This is a genomic window from Vibrio sp. D431a (genome assembly GCF_030248655.1).
Classification (GTDB): Bacteria; Pseudomonadota; Gammaproteobacteria; order Enterobacterales; family Vibrionaceae; genus Vibrio; species Vibrio alginolyticus.
In genome coordinates this window covers 264,476-282,000 of sequence record NZ_JAHGAP010000015.1, presented here as the reverse complement: position 1 = coordinate 282,000, position 17,525 = coordinate 264,476, and the positions used below count along the sequence as shown (strand labels likewise).

13 protein-coding genes and 1 pseudogene are annotated in these 17,525 nt (G+C 42.9%); 4 read left to right on the top strand and 10 right to left on the bottom strand.

The genetic code is table 11. The features are described 5' to 3' along the window. Positions 1 to 54: 54 nt before the first annotated feature. Positions 55 to 1,071, top strand: a complete 1,017-nt coding sequence (locus KJB35_RS14280) for an adenosine deaminase (RefSeq protein WP_017819853.1) — start codon at positions 55 to 57, stop codon at positions 1,069 to 1,071. Between the two features lie 126 nt (positions 1,072 to 1,197). After that, on the top strand, positions 1,198 to 1,671 hold the full coding sequence (locus KJB35_RS14275; protein ID WP_285357071.1) for a peroxiredoxin: 474 nt from the start codon (positions 1,198 to 1,200) through the stop codon (positions 1,669 to 1,671). Positions 1,672 to 1,721: 50 nt separating this feature from the next. On the opposite strand, the gene KJB35_RS14270 is transcribed toward KJB35_RS14275, so the two are convergent. The 3 genes from KJB35_RS14270 to yghU all read right to left on the bottom strand — a co-directional run bounded on the left by KJB35_RS14270 (position 1,722) and on the right by yghU (position 5,551). After that, positions 1,722 to 2,129: an SPOR domain-containing protein gene (locus KJB35_RS14270; RefSeq protein WP_005373701.1), complete on the bottom strand. Its 408-nt coding sequence runs from the start codon at positions 2,127 to 2,129 to the stop codon at positions 1,722 to 1,724. Between the two features lie 211 nt (positions 2,130 to 2,340). Continuing rightward, a complete protein-coding gene (locus tag KJB35_RS14265) occupies positions 2,341 to 3,510 on the bottom strand; it encodes a D-alanyl-D-alanine carboxypeptidase family protein (protein WP_031778835.1) in 1,170 nt (389 codons plus the stop codon). 1,183 nt (positions 3,511 to 4,693) lie between these two features. Then, positions 4,694 to 5,551, bottom strand: coding sequence for a glutathione-dependent disulfide-bond oxidoreductase (yghU, locus tag KJB35_RS14260; RefSeq protein ID WP_005373705.1), 858 nt, complete (start codon positions 5,549 to 5,551; stop codon positions 4,694 to 4,696). A gap of 253 nt (positions 5,552 to 5,804) precedes the next feature. On the opposite strand from yghU, the pseudogene KJB35_RS28375 reads away from it, so the two are divergent. After that, positions 5,805 to 5,924, top strand: a pseudogene (locus tag KJB35_RS28375) (dihydrofolate reductase); the annotation flags it as partial. 64 nt (positions 5,925 to 5,988) lie between these two features. Here the strand turns inward: KJB35_RS28375 and KJB35_RS14255 are convergent. The 3 genes from KJB35_RS14255 to KJB35_RS14245 form a co-directional block, all read right to left on the bottom strand. Next, positions 5,989 to 7,443 (bottom strand): sucrose-6-phosphate hydrolase, encoded by a 1,455-nt coding sequence (locus KJB35_RS14255; protein ID WP_213907764.1) that lies wholly within the window; start codon positions 7,441 to 7,443, stop codon positions 5,989 to 5,991. A 31-nt stretch (positions 7,444 to 7,474) separates the two neighbouring features. Further along, positions 7,475 to 8,398, bottom strand: coding sequence for an aminoimidazole riboside kinase (locus tag KJB35_RS14250; protein ID WP_151515747.1), 924 nt, complete (start codon positions 8,396 to 8,398; stop codon positions 7,475 to 7,477). A 165-nt stretch (positions 8,399 to 8,563) separates the two neighbouring features. Beyond that, the gene (locus KJB35_RS14245; RefSeq protein WP_025767958.1) at positions 8,564 to 10,003 is read right to left on the bottom strand and encodes a sucrose-specific PTS transporter subunit IIBC; all 1,440 of its coding nucleotides are present in this window, start codon (positions 10,001 to 10,003) and stop codon (positions 8,564 to 8,566) included. Between the two features lie 235 nt (positions 10,004 to 10,238). Here KJB35_RS14245 and KJB35_RS14240 point away from each other — a divergent pair, with 235 nt between their 5' ends. Next, positions 10,239 to 11,225 carry a LacI family DNA-binding transcriptional regulator gene (locus tag KJB35_RS14240; RefSeq protein ID WP_017633789.1) on the top strand — a complete coding sequence of 329 codons (987 nt, stop codon included), beginning with the start codon at positions 10,239 to 10,241 and terminating at the stop codon, positions 11,223 to 11,225. 63 nt (positions 11,226 to 11,288) lie between these two features. Here the strand turns inward: KJB35_RS14240 and KJB35_RS14235 are convergent, their stop codons facing one another. The 4 genes from KJB35_RS14235 to KJB35_RS14220 all read right to left on the bottom strand — a co-directional run bounded on the left by KJB35_RS14235 (position 11,289) and on the right by KJB35_RS14220 (position 17,352). Further along, positions 11,289 to 12,662 (bottom strand): carbohydrate porin, encoded by a 1,374-nt coding sequence (locus tag KJB35_RS14235; RefSeq protein WP_017633790.1) that lies wholly within the window; start codon positions 12,660 to 12,662, stop codon positions 11,289 to 11,291. Between the two features lie 730 nt (positions 12,663 to 13,392). Next, entirely contained in the window at positions 13,393 to 14,271 is an 879-nt protein-coding gene (locus KJB35_RS14230; protein ID WP_017819845.1) for an alpha/beta hydrolase, read from the bottom strand. A 32-nt stretch (positions 14,272 to 14,303) separates the two neighbouring features. Further along, positions 14,304 to 16,247 carry a TonB-dependent receptor domain-containing protein gene (locus tag KJB35_RS14225; protein ID WP_285357065.1) on the bottom strand — a complete coding sequence of 648 codons (1,944 nt, stop codon included), beginning with the start codon at positions 16,245 to 16,247 and terminating at the stop codon, positions 14,304 to 14,306. 151 nt (positions 16,248 to 16,398) lie between these two features. Next, entirely contained in the window at positions 16,399 to 17,352 is a 954-nt protein-coding gene (locus KJB35_RS14220) for a LysR family transcriptional regulator (RefSeq protein WP_017819843.1), read from the bottom strand. Positions 17,353 to 17,525: the final 173 nt, after the last annotated feature.

The window sequence follows — 17,525 nt, the reverse complement described above, 5'->3', positions numbered from 1 at the left end:
CTATCTATACCTATTCTTAGAGTAACTGCATCCACAATACACATAAGGTGGAATATGAACGCATTTATTCAAGGTCTTCCAAAAGTAGAGCTGCACTTACATATCGAAGGTTCACTTGAGCCGGAACTCTTATTCAAATTAGCAAAACGAAACGGCATCGAGATCCCTTACTCTTCTCCGAGTGAACTACGCAGCGCATATCAGTTCACAGACTTACAATCATTTCTCGACCTCTATTACCAAGGAGCGGGAGTTCTGCGTACGGAGCAAGATTTTTACGATCTCACTTGGGAATACTTACTGCACTGTAAAGAAGACAACGTTATTCATACCGAAATCTTTTTTGACCCTCAAACACACACAGAACGCGGCATAGACTTTGACACTGTTATCAATGGAATCGCTCGCGCGCTAAAAGATGGTCACGAAAAACTTGGCATTACCTCGCAAATTATTGCGTGTTTTCTCCGTCACCTTTCAGAAGAGAGCGCCATAGAGACCCTACAGGCTATTCTGAAACACCGTGATAAGATCATTGGTGTTGGACTAGATTCTTCAGAACAAGGTCATCCGCCAGCTAAATTCAAGCGCGTATTTAAACAAGCAGTAGAAGAAGGCTTACTTACCGTTGCTCACGCAGGTGAAGAAGGCCCCGCACAAAATATTAGCGATGCAATTGAAATGCTTTACGTGAGCCGCGTGGATCACGGTGTTCGCTGTGTTGATGATGAAGCATTAGTTGAATCCTTAATCGAAAGCCAAATGCCACTGACAGTGTGTCCGTTATCGAATCTTAAGCTATGTGTATTCGACGATATGAAAGATCACAATATTGTGGATTTGCTACGAAAAGGTGTCGCCGTAACGATTAACTCAGACGATCCTGTGTACTTTGGTGGCTACATGACGGATAACTTTCTGGCCGTCAACAACGCACATCCAATGAGTAAGAGTGAACTTGCCCAATTTACAATGAACGCGATTGATGCCAGCTTTATCGATAACGAGTTAAAGGCGAAATATCGTCACCTTGTTAGCCAATACGTAAACCAGCACGAAGCGTTGCAATAAAGGCATCAGTGCCACGCCTTAGGTCAAACGCGTAGGTATTAAAACCCTACAAAAACTCTGTGGTTAACCGCATTTATAAACGCTAGACTGAGAAAGCTAAACTAGCACACAAAAAGGAATATAATCATGATTCAACAAGGCCAAGCTCTACCAGTTGCAACTCTAAGTGAGTTGACTGCCGATGGTATGGTTAACCACGACGTTACAGTACTGTTTGCGAACAAGAAAGTCGTACTCTTTGCTGTACCTGGCGCATTCACCCCTACCTGTTCAGAAGCTCATCTACCAGGCTATGTGGTATTAGCTGATGAGCTAAAGGCAAAAGGTGTTGATTTAATTGCGTGCGTTTCTGTAAACGATGCATTTGTGATGCAAGCGTGGGGCGAAGCTCAAAACGCTTCTGAGATTCTGATGTTGGGCGATGGCGACGCTAGCTTTACTAAAGCATTAGGTCTTGAAATGGATACAGGCGGCTTTGGTGGTATTCGCTCACAACGTTACGCGATGATCATTGAAAACGGCACAGTGACTAAGCTTAACGTTGAAGAGCCAAAAGAGTTTGAAGCAAGCAAAGCAGAAACGATTTTAGCGGCGCTTTAAGCTTACTCCTAAATACAAAAACGGAAGCCATCGCTTCCGTTTTTTGTTGGCTAACGCATTCTCACAACACTCGTTTGTTGCTTACGCTGCATTTCCGCAAAAGTCAGCACAAACGGGGATGACTGCTTTACACGGCTTGGTAATGAAGAAAGCGCATTGTAGGCATCCTGTTTCGTTTTAAAATCACCAACAGTTACCGTATACCAACGCGTGCCTCGGCTGTTTTTCCAGTTAACCCAAACCGGATGCTTAGGATCGATATAGCGAATATAATCTTTCACATCTTTTTCTTGCTTTAGCGCGAGTACCTGCATCGTGTAATGGTTTGGGTTTAAATAACCATATGCATCCTGAGAGGTCATGACTCCAACACATTGGCCGCTATCGACCTCCTGCTGGTAAGGCATAGCGCAGCCCATGAGCGATAAAATCAATGTCAAAGATAAAATCTTGTGCACGTGTCACTCCATTCTTGTTCTAGTTTCTTTTCTCTCGCACCCAAAAACACAAAACGCTCTTGGTCAGGTAAAACACACCCTTACAAGAAGGCCTGCGTTTTAACGCAACGAGTATTCCAAAAACGTAAGGCGACCACGTTGGCCGCCTTAGTAAATTGATTTAATAGAACATTAACAAGATAGAGTGATATAGACAGAAGTTCGCTACTGTTTAGAACCAGCTAGCGACCAATTGCTTAAACCAGTCTAAAATTCGCTTGAATAAACTGCCTTCCTCCACGGACTCCAATGCAACGAGCTCGGCTTCATTTACGACCTTACCTTCGACTTTGTAAAGCACTTTACCAACCACTTGTTGCTCAGAAATTGGCGCAACTAAATCACCGTTGTATTCAACTTCCGCTTGCAGATTTTTTACATCTCCTTTTGGCAAAGTGAGATAAACATCGTTAGCTACGCCAACAGTAAGCTCGTCTTTTTCGCCCATCCAAACTCGAGCTTTCGCAAGTTCCGCACCCGCCTCAGTCGGCATTACCGTATCGTAAAAGCGGAAGCCATAACTTAACAGCTGCTTGCTTTCTGATTCACGAACATTCTCGCTCTTCGCTCCCATCACTACAGCAATCAGACGCATATCACCTTGTATTGCAGAAGTCGCTAGACTATAACCCGCACCGCTTGTATATCCAGTTTTCATGCCATCGACATTCATACTACGATCACGAAGCAAGCCATTACGGTTGTATTGAGTGATGCCATTGTAAGTAAACGAGGTTTCGCTATACAGCGGATAGATATCAGGTAAGTCACGAATAATCGCTTGGCCCAACTTGGCAATATCATAAGGTGTCGAATATAAACCGTCACTGTCTAGGCCGTGAGGGTTGGTGAATGCCGTGTTAGACAATTCAAGCTTGGCGGCCCAACTATTCATCAAACTCACAAACCCTGATTCACTTCCCGCAACATACTCAGCAATAGCAACACTGGCATCGTTACCAGATTGAACAATCAGACCACGGTATAAGTCAGACAAAGAAACGGAAGTATTGACTTCAATAAACATTTTTGAAGAATCTGGGAAATTTTTTGCCCAAGCATTTCGGCTGATGACAACCTCATCATTCAACGTAATATTGCCTGTATTAATTTCTTGACCAGCTACATAAGCAGTCATCAACTTCGTTAAACTCGCGGGGTTTAAACGTTTGTGGGCATCACGTTCAACCAGTACTTTCCCCGTATGGAAGTCCATCAAAACATAACCACGAGAACTGAGTTCCGGCGCATTTGGCACAACTGAAGGCGCAGCATAAGCCAACGAGGATACAGCAGCGAACCCTGTAATTAACACTGTGTGTAATATAGTACTTTTTCTCATCATGACATCTTATCTTAGTAGCATTTAAGGCTTACAAACGGTACCCGAATGAATTCAAAGCGCGGGATTACCTAGTTAAAAAACGAGTATATTGAAACGGCGCTCAGTTACAGCCACCTTGTTACGATTGGTTACTTTTACTCAATGTTTGTCGAAAATAATGAGAGGTAGGTAGAGCTTTCGTCTTGAAGAATGAAACAGGAGCGAAAATAATTCCGTAACGCTATGTTTTTTGAGAGGGGAGAAAAAGCGCGCAAGTCAATTCAGGGAGTAAGTTGGTATAGGAAAAGTAGTTGAGCTTTTATCCATATCTAAATAGGAAACAACAAAAACAATCAACAATAAGCCCAGCTAATTATTTACCAAGAAAACATATTGAAAACGCATCATAAAATCGTAATCAATTATCGATAAATTTAAAAACCTAATATTATAATTTATGTAAATTTCATTTATTATTAAACTGGAGAAAAATACAGCTTTCCTTTTTTAAAACTAAGAGACGATTTTTTCGATGTTTTTAGGTTTATCTCATCAGAGAACTTGGTATAACAGTGAGGGATAAGGCATCCGGACTTAGCGCGAAAGGATAACCCACTGTTATTTAAGTTCACACGCTGCTTTTTAATGACTAGAGACTTTAAACTGCGGTTACCTTCGGTTTGTGCGGCTATTCTTTGACGTATCCCAACCCAGTACGACTCAAACGACGACATCATACATATCCTCTTTCATGATATAAGCATTAATAATTAAACATCGCTAAAAGCTAAGCTTGCCAGAAATAAAAGTATTAGAAATTAATTTTATTTCATCAAAACAAATCAACCCGCATATTCCACACAAAATTAGTGGTTATGTCAAATATTAGTTATCATTAATTTTATTTATAATGGATATAAAATCAGTTTATAATTTTTAAATAATTTAATTATTAGAAAGCAGTATAACCAGTCCATATTTAACATGGAAATATGAGCTTTGTTTTGCATCATAATATATAAATACATTAAAGATTCATCTACGAACTAAATGCTCTTCAAGAGGTGATATAAATTAGCATTTCGAGACTAAATGAGAATAAAAATAGCGCACCGTATATGGTGCGCTATAGATTTGATTAAGGTCACTGTATAAGCATAGATAAAACTAAACTCATTTGACGTAGCTAGGCCAAGATTGCTTATGGTTTAAGTTTCAATACTTTATCAATATCTTCTGCGCTGTGGCGCTCAGGTAACTGCTCCCATTCTTCACCCCATGAACGGTTCACAATTCGACCACGTTTTACCGCTTCACGCTCATCAATTACTTTTGCCCAACGCACAACGTTTTTGTAGCTTTCTACGTCTAAGAATTCAGCCGCATCGTAAGCACGACCCAACACAAGGTTGCCGTACCATGGCCATGTTGCGATATCAGCGATGCTGTACTCATCGCCACCTAAGAATTCATTGTTCGCAAGACGCTTGTCTAATACATCTAACTGACGTTTTGCTTCCATTGTAAAGCGGTTGATTGGGTACTCGAACTTCTCTGGTGCGTACGCGTAGAAGTGACCAAAACCACCGCCTAGATATGGCGCAGAACCTTGCAGCCAGAATAACCAGTTCATTACCTCAGCACGCTTAGCGCCTTCTTTTGGTAAGAAATGATCAAACTTCTCTGCTAGATAAAACAAGATGTTGCCAGATTCAAACACGTTCACTGGCTCAGAACCCGAACGGTCAACCAATGCCGGAATTTTAGAGTTTGGGTTAACAGCCACAAAGCCAGAGCCAAACTGGTCGCCATCGCCAATCTTAATCAGGTATGCATCGTATTCTGCTGCCGTTACGCCAGCCGCCAAAAGCTCTTCAAACATGATCGTCACTTTCTGACCGTTTGGGGTACCCATTGAGTAAAGTTGGAATGGGTGCTCACCAACTGGAAGCTCTTGCTCATGACGTGCGCCAGAATCCGGACGGTTGATGCTCGCCCACTGACCGCCGTTTTCATTATCGTTTGTCCAAACTTTTGGTGGAATGTATTCGTTAGCCATTGTTTTCCCTTATTGTGTTTGAATGCATCTTCAAACTGACGGGTCTTACGCGCCAGCAAGCATTATTAACATCACCTCTTCGCCAACTGCGATTAGGCATACTCAAGATATTAGGTCGAATTCGCTAAATAAAAGTCCTGCAATCTCTTTTAGTTAGAACCTTTGGTTATGGGATTTTCTTTCACGCTATAAGTAAAAACGTCGCGATAATGTGAACTAGGTTCGAGATGCCAACGATGAGTAAGCGACACTCGGCGGCGCACCTCTATTTGGGGATTTAGAACAACCGCTAAACTTCAAAGTCACCAAGAATGAAGTTGTTCTGGATACCTTAGTTCAAACAACTTACGTGCGTGATAGGCAGTTAAGTTAGATAGTTAGAAAGAAAAACGCCCTTCACTAAATCAATGAAGGGCGTTTTAATGTATTCGAAACCGTTACTTAGCTGATTCAAACAAACCAGTTATACCTTTCAAAGGGAAAAGCCTTGCTTGCTCCAACCCTCTCAACGTTACCGTATTGAGGTCATCAATAAAGAAACGACTGGTCATCGTGTGTTTGCCGCCATTAATGAAAATCTCGATGACAGAATTGTCGATATACATCTCAATCGTCTGCTTAGCGTCCAATCTTGGTGCTTTTCGAATACCACCAAATTCTTCTGCGTACAAATGAGACATGTGACGACGGTCCAGCATAAACTCGTGCTCTGTCGCACTAAAGACGATGTTGTCACCTTTGAGGTTACTCAGCTCAAGTTCAAAGCCATCGCCCTCAAGGTCTAATTGGATCAAACAACTTGTGCTTTCCAGTGTATGGGATTGTGCAAAGACCACCTCTTCTTTTCTTAAACTCTTCAGCTCAGGGAGCGGAGCTTGAACAAGAAAACCATCTTTCAACGTTAGTTCTCTAGGAAGAGACAACATTCCTGCCCACTGGTGTGTGACCGATGGTGTGTCGATTTCTGGCAACCCTATCCATGCAATAAGAATGCGACGCCCATTCTCATCTAAATAGGTTTGTGGGGCGTAGAAATCAAACCCATAATCTGGCTGCAAAATATCTTGGTGGTTTTCTAAAATCATCGACTCTAGGTTCAACTGATCACCCACGATATACGCAACAGAATAGATGTTTTTGAAATCATAAGGATTATTACTGCTCACGCCCTGTGGAGAAAACAGCATCACCGATTGACCATTAATCTCAAAGAAATCAGGACACTCCCACATGTACCCAAGGTCAGAAAACTTGGTCTTGATAGGACCTTTATGCTGCCACGTTTTCAAATCTTTGCTTTGATAGAGCGCCATTGAACCATGCTCGGTTTTGGTTTGAGCACCCACCACCATCAAATAGTCGTCGCCTTTCTTCCAAACTTTTGGATCACGAAAGTGCTCCGTGTAATGTTCGTTCTCAATGACCACACCATGCTTTTCAATGTTGCCATCTGAATCCATGGTGGCAAAGCACTGTGTTGGAATTCGATTCCAGTTTTGGTCACGCTTATTACCAGTAAAAAACAGCAAAGCCTTGTTGTTTTCCACCAAAGCACCGCCCGAATAGACACCATGTGAATCGTAGTCTTGGTCGGGATGAAAACCCACACCATGATCAGTAAAATGGATGAAGTCTTTAGTAGAAAGGTGGTACCAATACTTCATTCCATGGACTGGTCCCACAGGCGTCCACTGGTAAAAGATGTGGTGCTCACCATTGAAATAACACAACCCATTTGGGTCATTTAACAGCCCAAATCTAGGGGCGATATGAAAACTAGGAAAGCCTTTATCTTGCTGACGTGAAAGTGTCATTTCTTCGATATCACACTGAGGGATTTGCTCAAGTCGGCGATATCTTTGCTCTACAGTCCAACGGTTGTTTAAGCTCATAATTTTTCTCAACTGAAATTGGATCTGAAGATCATTGCCCAATAAATTGCAGCAATTCTGTCTGGGTCGGAAGCGCGGTCATTGCGCCTTTTTGCGTCGTCGCTAATGCACCACAGGCATTTGCCCATTGAATCGCAGAGCTAACAACAGGATGATTTTTCCAATCGTCATGCTGAGACAGACATGCCAGTAGCCCTCCGACAAAAGCATCACCCGCACCTGTGGTATCAATCGGACTAACGACTTGACCAGTGATCAGCTCACTCTGATTTTCAAAGACGCGCCAAACGCCTTTAGCACCTTGTGTCACCAAGACCAAAGCAATATTCAAAGCGGCTATTTGTTGTAAACCTTGCGCCATCGATGTTGAGTCAGTTAAGAACAAAAGCTCCTCTTCAGAGAACTTAACCACATCAGCCATCGCTACAGCCTTCATCACTACAGCTTGGATCTCTGATTGATCTTGCCACACTTCATCGCGCAAGTTAGGGTCAAAGCTAATGAAACCACCAGCGGCTTTTGCTCTTTTGATCGCCTCAAACGTGCTGCTTCTACTTGGCTCATTTGCCAGTGAAATTGAGCAAACGTGTAGCCAGTCACCTTGCTTAAAGTTTGGGATGTCTTCAACAGACATAAACTGATCAGCGCTCGGTTTTACCATAAACGTAAAGCTGCGCTCACCTTGCTCGTCTAAATCCACCACCACTGTTGATGTTCTTTGCTCAGGATCTTTAACGAGAAACTCCGTGCTCACGCCCTCTTGATCGAGCGTTGATTGCATGAAGCGACCAAATGGGTCATCACCCACACGTCCAAAAAACGCACTCTTACCAGATAGACGAGCAATAGCTACGGCGACATTCGCTGGTGCACCACCGGGACATTTGAGTAAAGAAGTCTCAGATTCCGGTATTAGATCGACAACAGCATCACCAGTTACCCACACTTGATTCATCTTGCTTACCTTGAAATTAAAGCCCTGATAGTCCAACGTGTTGAACACCTTCACTACCAAGTAAAAATTGAAAAAGGCTAGCCAAGCCATTAGTGCTTGGCTAGCATCCCAAACATTTAGGAAAAGAAGTGGATTTTGGGGGACTCCACCCCTAAGGAGTTCAGATTAAGCCGCTGCTTTTCTACCGACTTTAGCGCGGTCACGCATACCAAGAACAATGGTGAGAACAAATGCGGTCAAGAACGCGATCACCATACCCGCGATGTAGTACCCAATCTTCTCTGGCGTAATGGAAATGATGCCTGGAAGACCAGCTGCGCCCAATGCCTGAGCTTTCACATTAAACATTGTGATGAACGCACTTGATAACGCCGCAGCGCAAACTGCCGCAATAAATGGGTAACGTAGTTTTAAGTTAACACCAAACATAGCCGGTTCTGTAATACCCAGCAAACCCGTAACACCAGATGGAATCGCAATACCTTTCATCTTCTTATCTTTGCTCATCACGCCCACCGCCAACGCAGCCGCTCCTTGAGAAACGTTAGACATCGCCGCAATAGGAAAGATAAAGGTGCCGCCCGTCGTCGCAATATCCGCAAGAAGTTGAGTTTCAATAGCAATGAAGCTGTGATGCATACCAGTAATAACAAACGGAGCATAAATAAGACCAAATACCGCACCACCAACAAAGCCAGCAGTGTTGTATAGCCAGTTCAGACCATCACCCAATAGGAAACCGATATCACGCGTGAACGGACCGACGACAGTAAACGTCAGCAAACCCGCTATGAAAATCGCCAGTAATGGCGTTAAAAGGTTGTCTAAAACAGAAGGTATGACTTTACGTAAGCCTAGCTCAACCTTCGCAAGAATGAATGCCGATACCAAAACCGGTAACACCGAACCTTGGTAACCCACTTTTTGGATTTCAAAGCCAAGAATATTCCAAACCGGAATGTTGCCAGACACAGATGCGCCGCCGAATCCCCAACCATTCAGCAAGTCAGGGTGAACCATCAACATACCTAGCGCCGCCCCTAAATATGGGTTACCGCCAAACTTCTTACTGGCTGAAAATGCCAGCAGAATAGGCAGGTAAACAAACGGCGCGTTCGCAAACGTGTTGATCATGTTCGCCAAGTCTGTCAGTCCTGGGTTGGCATCAATCAAAGATTTACCATCAATGAACAAGCCTTGAGCAGTCAATAGGTTATAGATACCCATCAACAAACCACCAGCGACGATTGCTGGAATGATTGGAACGAAAATATCAGACAGCCCTTTCACCGCGCGCTGAACAATGTTTTGTTTCTCTGCGCCAGCAGACGCAACGTCGTTGGTGGACATTTCACTCATCCCCGTCAACTTCGCCATTTCTGCATAAACTTGGTTTACGATGCCAGATCCAAAAATGATTTGGTACTGACCCGCAACTTTGAACTGCCCTTTTACTCCTTCAAGGCTATCAATCGCTTGTTCATCTATTTTTTGCTCATCTGCAACGGCAAGGCGTAAGCGTGTCGCACAATGCGCAAGTGCGGTGATGTTGCTTTTACCACCTAATAGAGTTAACAACTCTTTTGCTACTGCCGGATAATTCATTTCATACCCCATTGGATTATTATCTGAGCTTGCGAAATTTTCGGGAACGTTTGCAAAACAGATTTTTGCTCAATAAAACCAAATGATCAAAGATAAAGCAGAGAGAATGTGAGAATGATCGTCAAATTCTCTCCCTAAGAGCAGTATAGGAGGTTAGAATCGCTACTTATCAAAGAGCTTTTCATCTTCTCTTTGCAAACAATCCCAAAAACGAAAAACAGAATGGATAGGAACAATGGCGAGTCTGCATGATGTCGCCCGTCTGGCTGGCGTATCAAAATCAACAGTGTCACGGGTTATAAACGATGAATATGGCGTAAAAGAAGCGACAAAACTGAAGGTCCGCCAAGCAGTAGCGGAGTGTGGCTATGTGCCGAACCAAGTCGCTAAAGATCTAAAATCTCAAAAGACCAATCTGGTTGGTGTCATTGTTCCTCGGGTTTCCTCTCATGCCACATCCCAAGGTGTCGATGGATTAACCGATGTCCTTGAAAAAGCCGGGAAACATGTCTTACTTGCTAGCACTCACCAAGCCCACGAAAAAGAACTGGAATACATTCAGATCTTTAACCAAAAACGGGTTGAAGGGATCATTCTTTACGCCACCCACCTCGATTCCAAACTGGTAAAAGCAATTCAAAACTCAGCCGTTCCAGTTGTGCTCGTCGGTCAAGATGGTTCCATGTTTAATATTCCAAGCATCATTCATGATGACGCACGAGTAGGGTTTGAAGCGGGAAATAGACTGGTTGCAAAAGGTTGCCAAACTATGGGTTTTATTGGTGTGCAAGGTGACGATATCGCGGTAGATAAGCAACGCTCTGAAGGATTTGTTCAAGCGCTACAGCATCATGGTTTTGAGCTCGCCTTCCATGCTCGTGGTGACTTTACCATCGATTCTGGCTATTCATTGGCAAAACAACACTTAACAAAGAACCCTAAGCTAGATGGCTTGTTCTGTGCGACAGACCGTATTGCTATCGGTGCGATGAGAGCGATTCAAGAGCTCGGGTTAACACCGGGTAAAGACGTTTTAGTGCTAGGCGTTGGTGATGATGAGCTCGCATCAGTGTGCACCCCAACCTTATCAACATTTAACTATGCATTTGATAAAGCAGGGGAAAATGGTGCGAAACTGTTACTAGATAGAATTGCCAACAGAAGTTTTGAAATGAGTAAGATGGTACTAACCTTCAAAACTATTGAGCGTCAGTCCTGTTAATGAAAAAGCGCCAACTGAAATCAGTTGGCGCTTTTCTTATTACTCTTTGTAGGTTAGGTCCCTTTAGAACCAAGTTTCCATTTGCAGTGCAAACAGAACTTCACCACCATCACCCATCGTTGCAGCACCCGCATCCTGGCTAATCGAGTAGCCATTCAAGTCTTCGCTCCAATCAACGTAGCTAACTGCAAAACGTAGCTCCGGACGGTCAAAGAAACCTGCAGCGGTAGACATCTTAAGCGTTGGTGCAATTGTCGCTTTGTAAAAACTGCCACTTGCTTTATCAATCGCATTGTCTAGGTCCATGTATTGGTATGAGCCTTCATAAACCATCTCAAAGTTCTGCGTAAACTCTTGCGCTAAGCGGATGTTGAACGATGCCCACGTAAATTCATCATTTTTAGCAAAGCGATCTTGGCTGTGTTCTGCTAGCAACGCAGGTGCTACACGCCAGTTGTCGCCGATGCGTGTTACACCATAGCTAAACAAGCGTACGGCTTTTGCGTCTTCTAACAAATCTCCGTTTGAACCGATGCCTTTAAGTTCCGCACCCAATCCATCACCCATCAAAATACCAGTTTTAGAAAAGCCTTCACTCATGCCAAAGAAGGTATCGCCATGGTAGGCAAACATCGCATGTAAACCTTTGTCCGCTGCGCCTTCTACGCGATCATTGTTATCAGCTGACGTCATGCCGCTCAGCATCAATTGCCAATTACCGAAGCGGTTGTTCATTGTCGCGATATAGTTTTCAACATCCGTTGACGAGCTATCAATCTCACCAAAATCACGACCATAGATCGAGAAGTTTGCTTTCCATGATTCGCTCATTTGGACGTCATACACACCAGCACCAGTGCCAGATAAGAAAACAATATCCGAGTCAAAGAAGTGAATGTCAAAGTTATCACGGTCAAATCGTTTACCAGCCCAAAACGTCGCGTCAGCAAACGCACTTGATTCAGAGAACATGCTCAACTTGTTTAGCTCAGCATATACCTGACGAACGTTTAATTGACTCTCACTCGCTGTCCATTCGTTATTGGTTTCCGTACTATCTGCCAACATGATTCGGAACAATGAGCTGGAACCATCATCTGCAAAGCGTTTGTGAATAAGGTTTGCTTCCACATAATGATCATCCTCAACCCCTAATCGTCCAATTGGCGCGCCAATAGCACCAGCTGCCGTCATGTAAGGACCAGTACCCACTGCACCATTCAGATCATCATTAATGAGCAGCCCGGAACGAGCGTAGCCATGAAACTCAAAGCTTGAGGCTTTCTCATTTGCTTCTGTGGATGCTTTTTCTGTCTGCTCAAGTCTCTGTTCTAATTCATTAATTCGCTTTTCAAGAGCGTCAACATCTGTTGCTGCGAATACAGGTGCAGTAACCAGTCCAAGCGCTACTGCCATCGTCAAAGTGTGTAGTTTCATTTCCATAGTCTCACGTAAATTTATACTTAGGCATATTGCAAACGTTCCCAAGAAAAATCGCAAACTTATGGTGACTTTAAATGTCCATCTAAAGCCTGAATTTCAGAGCGCTCGTACTCAGAGCGTCTCTACTACTTATATCAATGAGGGCGATAATATATAAACTTTTCGGGAACGTTACCGCAAAGAGGTGATTTTGTTACTTCTATCACGTTCAATTGTGTTACTTACAGAAAAATCATTAACCAGCGCACATTTGAATTAATTGTTAGCGCTAGAGGAAGTAGTTTGAAGGTGACAGGCTACAAAGAAGGGGTTTAGTGTTCATTTGAGAGAATAGTGCTCACTCGCTTCCCTATGCTACTTGATGGTAACTCATCTCTATTTGTTGATGAAAAGTAGCAGCTAAGGTTGAACGTAACTAGGAGCGAAGCGGATCTCGATACCTCATTTCAAACAACTTGAAAGGCTGTTAACGCCCTTAACTTTCGTGAAGAGCGCTTTGTTATTCTAATTCAAGCTAACGAAACACTTTTTTGGACAGAAGTACGTTAGAATACATACCCTAAAGTAGTCATAGATTTATTCAACCACTGCCTGAAAATGAGCCAGCCGCTCCCATTAATCAGAATGATAAAATGCCCAATAGAGATACATGAAAAAGCCAACTGTAATCACAGTTGGCTCAGTATTTCCCCTTGAACTTTTAAGCCTTATATTGACTAGAGCGTTAGTTCGGAAAGTGTTTATTTAAGAAGTCCAAAACATGAGTAACGTACTTCTCGGTATCAAAGACAGGTGCACTGTGTCCTACACCTTCTTCAATGAAAAGTTGGTTGGTAACTCCATGCTCATCAAGCTTAGCCTTAAGTATCTCACTTTGAGATAGAGGCACTCGCTTATCCAAGGTGCCGTGTAACTGTATATATGGTGGAGTATTTTCATTCACATAACTCGTCGTTGATGCTTTCTTGGCAAGCTTTGGAATATTGTTTGGAATATCTCCTAAGAAACGAGATACAGACGATTTTTTGCTGGTTTTCTTGCCACCTTTATTACTTAACTCAAGTAAATCGGTAGGGCCAAAAAAGCTTACTACGGCTGAGACCTTGTACTTTGGTGGCTCATAGAAATCTACTTGGTTGTATGCCGAGTTAGTCGCACCAATAAAGCCAGCGAGGTGCCCGCCAGCAGAGCGTCCCATTATCACAACATTGTCCGCTTTAATACCGAGCTTTTCAGCATTGTCGTACAAATAGTTCAGTGCATCATTAATGTCTTGTACTGGTTGAGGAAAGATCGCTTCTCCACTTAAACGATAATCAACTGAAGCTAGCGCATAACCTTCATTCAACACAGACTGAAGTAATAATGGGTTCTTTTCTGGGATGGCGTCTTTGCTCCCACGTTTCCATGCACCACCATGTACCCAGACTAATAACGGGTACTGAGTATTTGATTCAACCGAAGGAGTATAAAGATCGAGTTTAATCTCTCTTTCACCTACAGTTTTGAACAAGATATCCTTCTCTACATTGAACTCCCCAGCCAAACAGACAAAGGGCATAAGTAGCAGAGAGGTCATCGCAGACTTAATTTTCGTATTCATTGTTTTGTTATTCGCTTAAAAAAGTAAGTAGATTAGAAAGTCGCTTCAGCAGCTAACCAGTAGCGTCGGCCATCTTCAATGTAGCCAAACTCTTCCTCTGTGATTTGCTCATCGAACAAGTTATAAACCGCTGCCATTAACTTCACATTCTTAGTTACACGCCAGTTCACACCGAGATCCACGTAAGTAATAGAAGGTGCCAACGTTCTTGTGCTATCACTAGTGATGTTGTTTTTCTCTTTGCCTTGATAGTTCATGCGGGCCCATGAAGCAACATCATCACGCACTGCCCAATCACCATTAAGTGAGAAGATATGTTCAGGTGCTTGTACAAGAGGCAAGCCATCATCATCGTCATTAGTGTTCTTTTCACTACGAGTATACGAGTAGGTTGCACTTAGTGTAATTGACTCTGTAATACCCTTAGATACGGAACTTTCTGCACCATAGCTGTTCGCATCATCAATGTTGACGTAAGTGCGGTCGCAACTTCTGCTATCAGTACACATCGGATCGACAAACTCACTTTCGATCTTGTCTTTGAAGTCGCTGTAAAACAAAGTAATGTTTGCAGAAAGGTCTCGCTCATTAACGTAATACAGTCCCATCTCTGTATTGATGGAGGTTTCTGCTGTTAAGTCTGGATTACCGTAAATAGAACAACGCCCTCTACAGCTCTCTTGAACCCACTCTTCGTCCATTTGTGTCAAACTAGGTGCTCGATAACCCGTAGACACACCACCTTTTAGCGTCCAACTAGGGTCAATAGACCAGACCCCGTAAGCTCTTGGGCTAAATTGCCCGTCAAAGATCTCATTGTCGTCGTAACGTAAACCAAGGGTGAGAGCGAATGTATCCGTGAGATACCACTCGTCCTCAGCAAATACTGCCCATTGCTTGTTTTTAGAGGTCAATGACAGTTTATTATCAGTCAGATCCTTTTGCTCGAAAGATGCGCCCAGTGTTAAGTAGTGAGCATTAAGAGGCAGACCCCATTGCGTATTAATTTGACTATTCTCGACTTCTTTATCTGCACCGATATTTTTTACTGTTTCATTACTGATAAATGAAGAACTTGTACCCCAAGAGTAGTTTCCGTCGTGGCTAAAACCAATAGATTGGCGTTCATATTCTCGTACTGCAACTTGAGACTCTCGCTCCACTGATTTACCTAGAGTGGTCTCTCGCTCTTGGTTATGATTGGTGAACTCCAGAGTAAAAGTGTCATCCGAGGTAGGTGTGAGGTACAAAGAAGCTCGATAGTTGTCGAGTGTCTTACCTGCATAACCACCTTCAATTTCATCTTCTTTTCTTTCCTGATACAGTCCAGTCAAAGAAGTACTCAACAGACCATCAATGACAGGGCCAGCAAGGTAAAGCTGCCCTTGATAGCTATTTCCAGATTTTGAATTTTCTTGAAGCGTCGTTTCTGCACGCAAGCTTCCGTGCCACTCTTGATAATTTTTACGCGTAATAATATTAATCACACCCCCCAAAGCATCAGACCCATAAAGGGTTGACATAGGGCCACGTACAACTTCAATACGTTCAATTGCACTCAACGGGGGAAGCCAGTCTTGTTCAGTAAACGTACTACCATTAGTTTGAGTTTCTCGACCAGACAGCTTCCTGCCATCAACAAGAATGGCCGTATATTGAGCAGGCATACCTCGAATTGAGATATCTTGGCCATCACCACCTCCTGTAACGGTTACCCCAGGTATATCACTTAAAGCATCAGTCAAATCTTTATATGAGCGATTTTCAAGTTGCTCTCGGGTGAGAACACTTATTGTTGCTGGCGCTTCTGTGACATTCTGTTCGTAACCAGAGGCTGTAACCACTACGGTTTCCATTGCTGTTGTATTGATACCAGTCTCAGGTAACTGGTCATTTGCAACAACGACCATAGGTACAGTAATACAAGCAGAAACAACTGATGTAGAAAATAGAGAGTATGTGAAAAGAGGCTTCATATTGAATAGGCTTAAAATGTAATTGCATTTAATAATTATTATCAATTAAACCTGATTATCATAATCACTGACAAGTTAATCACTATCGAGAAAAGAGAATATCACTATCCAATATACGAATAGTTAACCACGAATTACCCGATATAAGCATTTAAGCTAAAGTATCGGTTCCAACATAGAGCTGTTTAAAGATCTCTCGTACCCATTCACACATAGGATCATCGTTAAAGCGTTTGTGCCAATATAGGAAGACTTCTTGAAAGTCCAACTGTAGCTCGGCAGGTACTTCTCGAACGATCAAGCGAGGGTCTTGACAAGCTGCCTCTGCAAAAGGTGTCGGTAGATGAAATATAATCTCAGTCTCCGCAGCGATACTTGGAGCAGAACTAAAGTTATTCAGTTGCACTGGCGCTGATAAACGCTTTTTTTTGTTCGCTAACCCTAGCTCTTGGTATTTATGCTCAAACGACAATCGCTTCTCACCCTGCAAAGAGACTTGTCCAAAGTCAAATTCGGCCAAACGCTCTGGAGTTAGCTCTAAATCGGCCAGTGGATGATAGCGGCTCATAAGCAAACGGAAAGTACGCTTAGCAACAACCATTCGATAGATATTTTGCTCAGAGCTTGGCGGTTGATGAGAGGAAAGTGCGAAATGAACATCTCCAGCCACCAACGCATCAAAATGACGTTTTGGTGCTGAGTCCAAACTGACCTTAAGGTTTGGAGCCTCTTGCCGAATCTTAGCGATAACCTTAGGCATTAAGGTATTAATCTGAGGAAGAAGGCCGTAAACCTTAACGGTGCTTGATACAGTGCTCGGATCAAACGAGTCTCTATGGGCAAGTTTTTCTAAACTGGTAATCACATTATTAATGTCTTGCCTTACTGACTCTGCTTTTGGAGTCAGTTCATAGCCGTATTTCTTGCGTACCAGTAATTCGTCATTAAAGAAAACTCTCATTTTTTGCAGTGCTCGACTTACCGCAGACTGGCTCATATTTAAAGCCATAGCGGTGTTAGATACATGCTTCTCTTCGAGCAAGTGCTTTAAAACAAAGAGCAAATTCAGATCAATTTGAGATAAGTTCACGTCAATACCACCCATCAAGCTTCCAGTAGGTGGTATAGTACATAAATCTCTAGAGTTTGTGGTAAGTGTTTTCGATACTACAAGGCACTATTGAAACACAAGTCTGGTAGCAGGACAGTTTCCGTGCTAACACGAAAAGGGGCAAAAGTGTGTTTCAGTTCTTAAATGGGGAAGTGTTTTCCTCATAT

Coding starts and splice junctions, on each gene's coding strand:
- KJB35_RS14280 (WP_017819853.1), top strand. CDS start 55: ATGAACGCATTTATTCAAGGTCTTCCAAAAGTAGAGCTGCACTTACAT.
- KJB35_RS14225 (WP_285357065.1), bottom strand. CDS start 16,247: ATGAAGCCTCTTTTCACATACTCTCTATTTTCTACATCAGTTGTTTCT.
- KJB35_RS14230 (WP_017819845.1), bottom strand. CDS start 14,271: ATGAATACGAAAATTAAGTCTGCGATGACCTCTCTGCTACTTATGCCC.
- KJB35_RS14275 (WP_285357071.1), top strand. CDS start 1,198: ATGATTCAACAAGGCCAAGCTCTACCAGTTGCAACTCTAAGTGAGTTG.
- KJB35_RS14220 (WP_017819843.1), bottom strand. CDS start 17,352: ATGGGTGGTATTGACGTGAACTTATCTCAAATTGATCTGAATTTGCTC.
- KJB35_RS14255 (WP_213907764.1), bottom strand. CDS start 7,443: ATGAGCTTAAACAACCGTTGGACTGTAGAGCAAAGATATCGCCGACTT.
- KJB35_RS14235 (WP_017633790.1), bottom strand. CDS start 12,662: ATGAAACTACACACTTTGACGATGGCAGTAGCGCTTGGACTGGTTACT.
- yghU (WP_005373705.1), bottom strand. CDS start 5,551: ATGGCTAACGAATACATTCCACCAAAAGTTTGGACAAACGATAATGAA.
- KJB35_RS14265 (WP_031778835.1), bottom strand. CDS start 3,510: ATGAGAAAAAGTACTATATTACACACAGTGTTAATTACAGGGTTCGCT.
- KJB35_RS14250 (WP_151515747.1), bottom strand. CDS start 8,398: ATGAATCAAGTGTGGGTAACTGGTGATGCTGTTGTCGATCTAATACCG.
- KJB35_RS14240 (WP_017633789.1), top strand. CDS start 10,239: ATGGCGAGTCTGCATGATGTCGCCCGTCTGGCTGGCGTATCAAAATCA.
- KJB35_RS14245 (WP_025767958.1), bottom strand. CDS start 10,003: ATGAATTATCCGGCAGTAGCAAAAGAGTTGTTAACTCTATTAGGTGGT.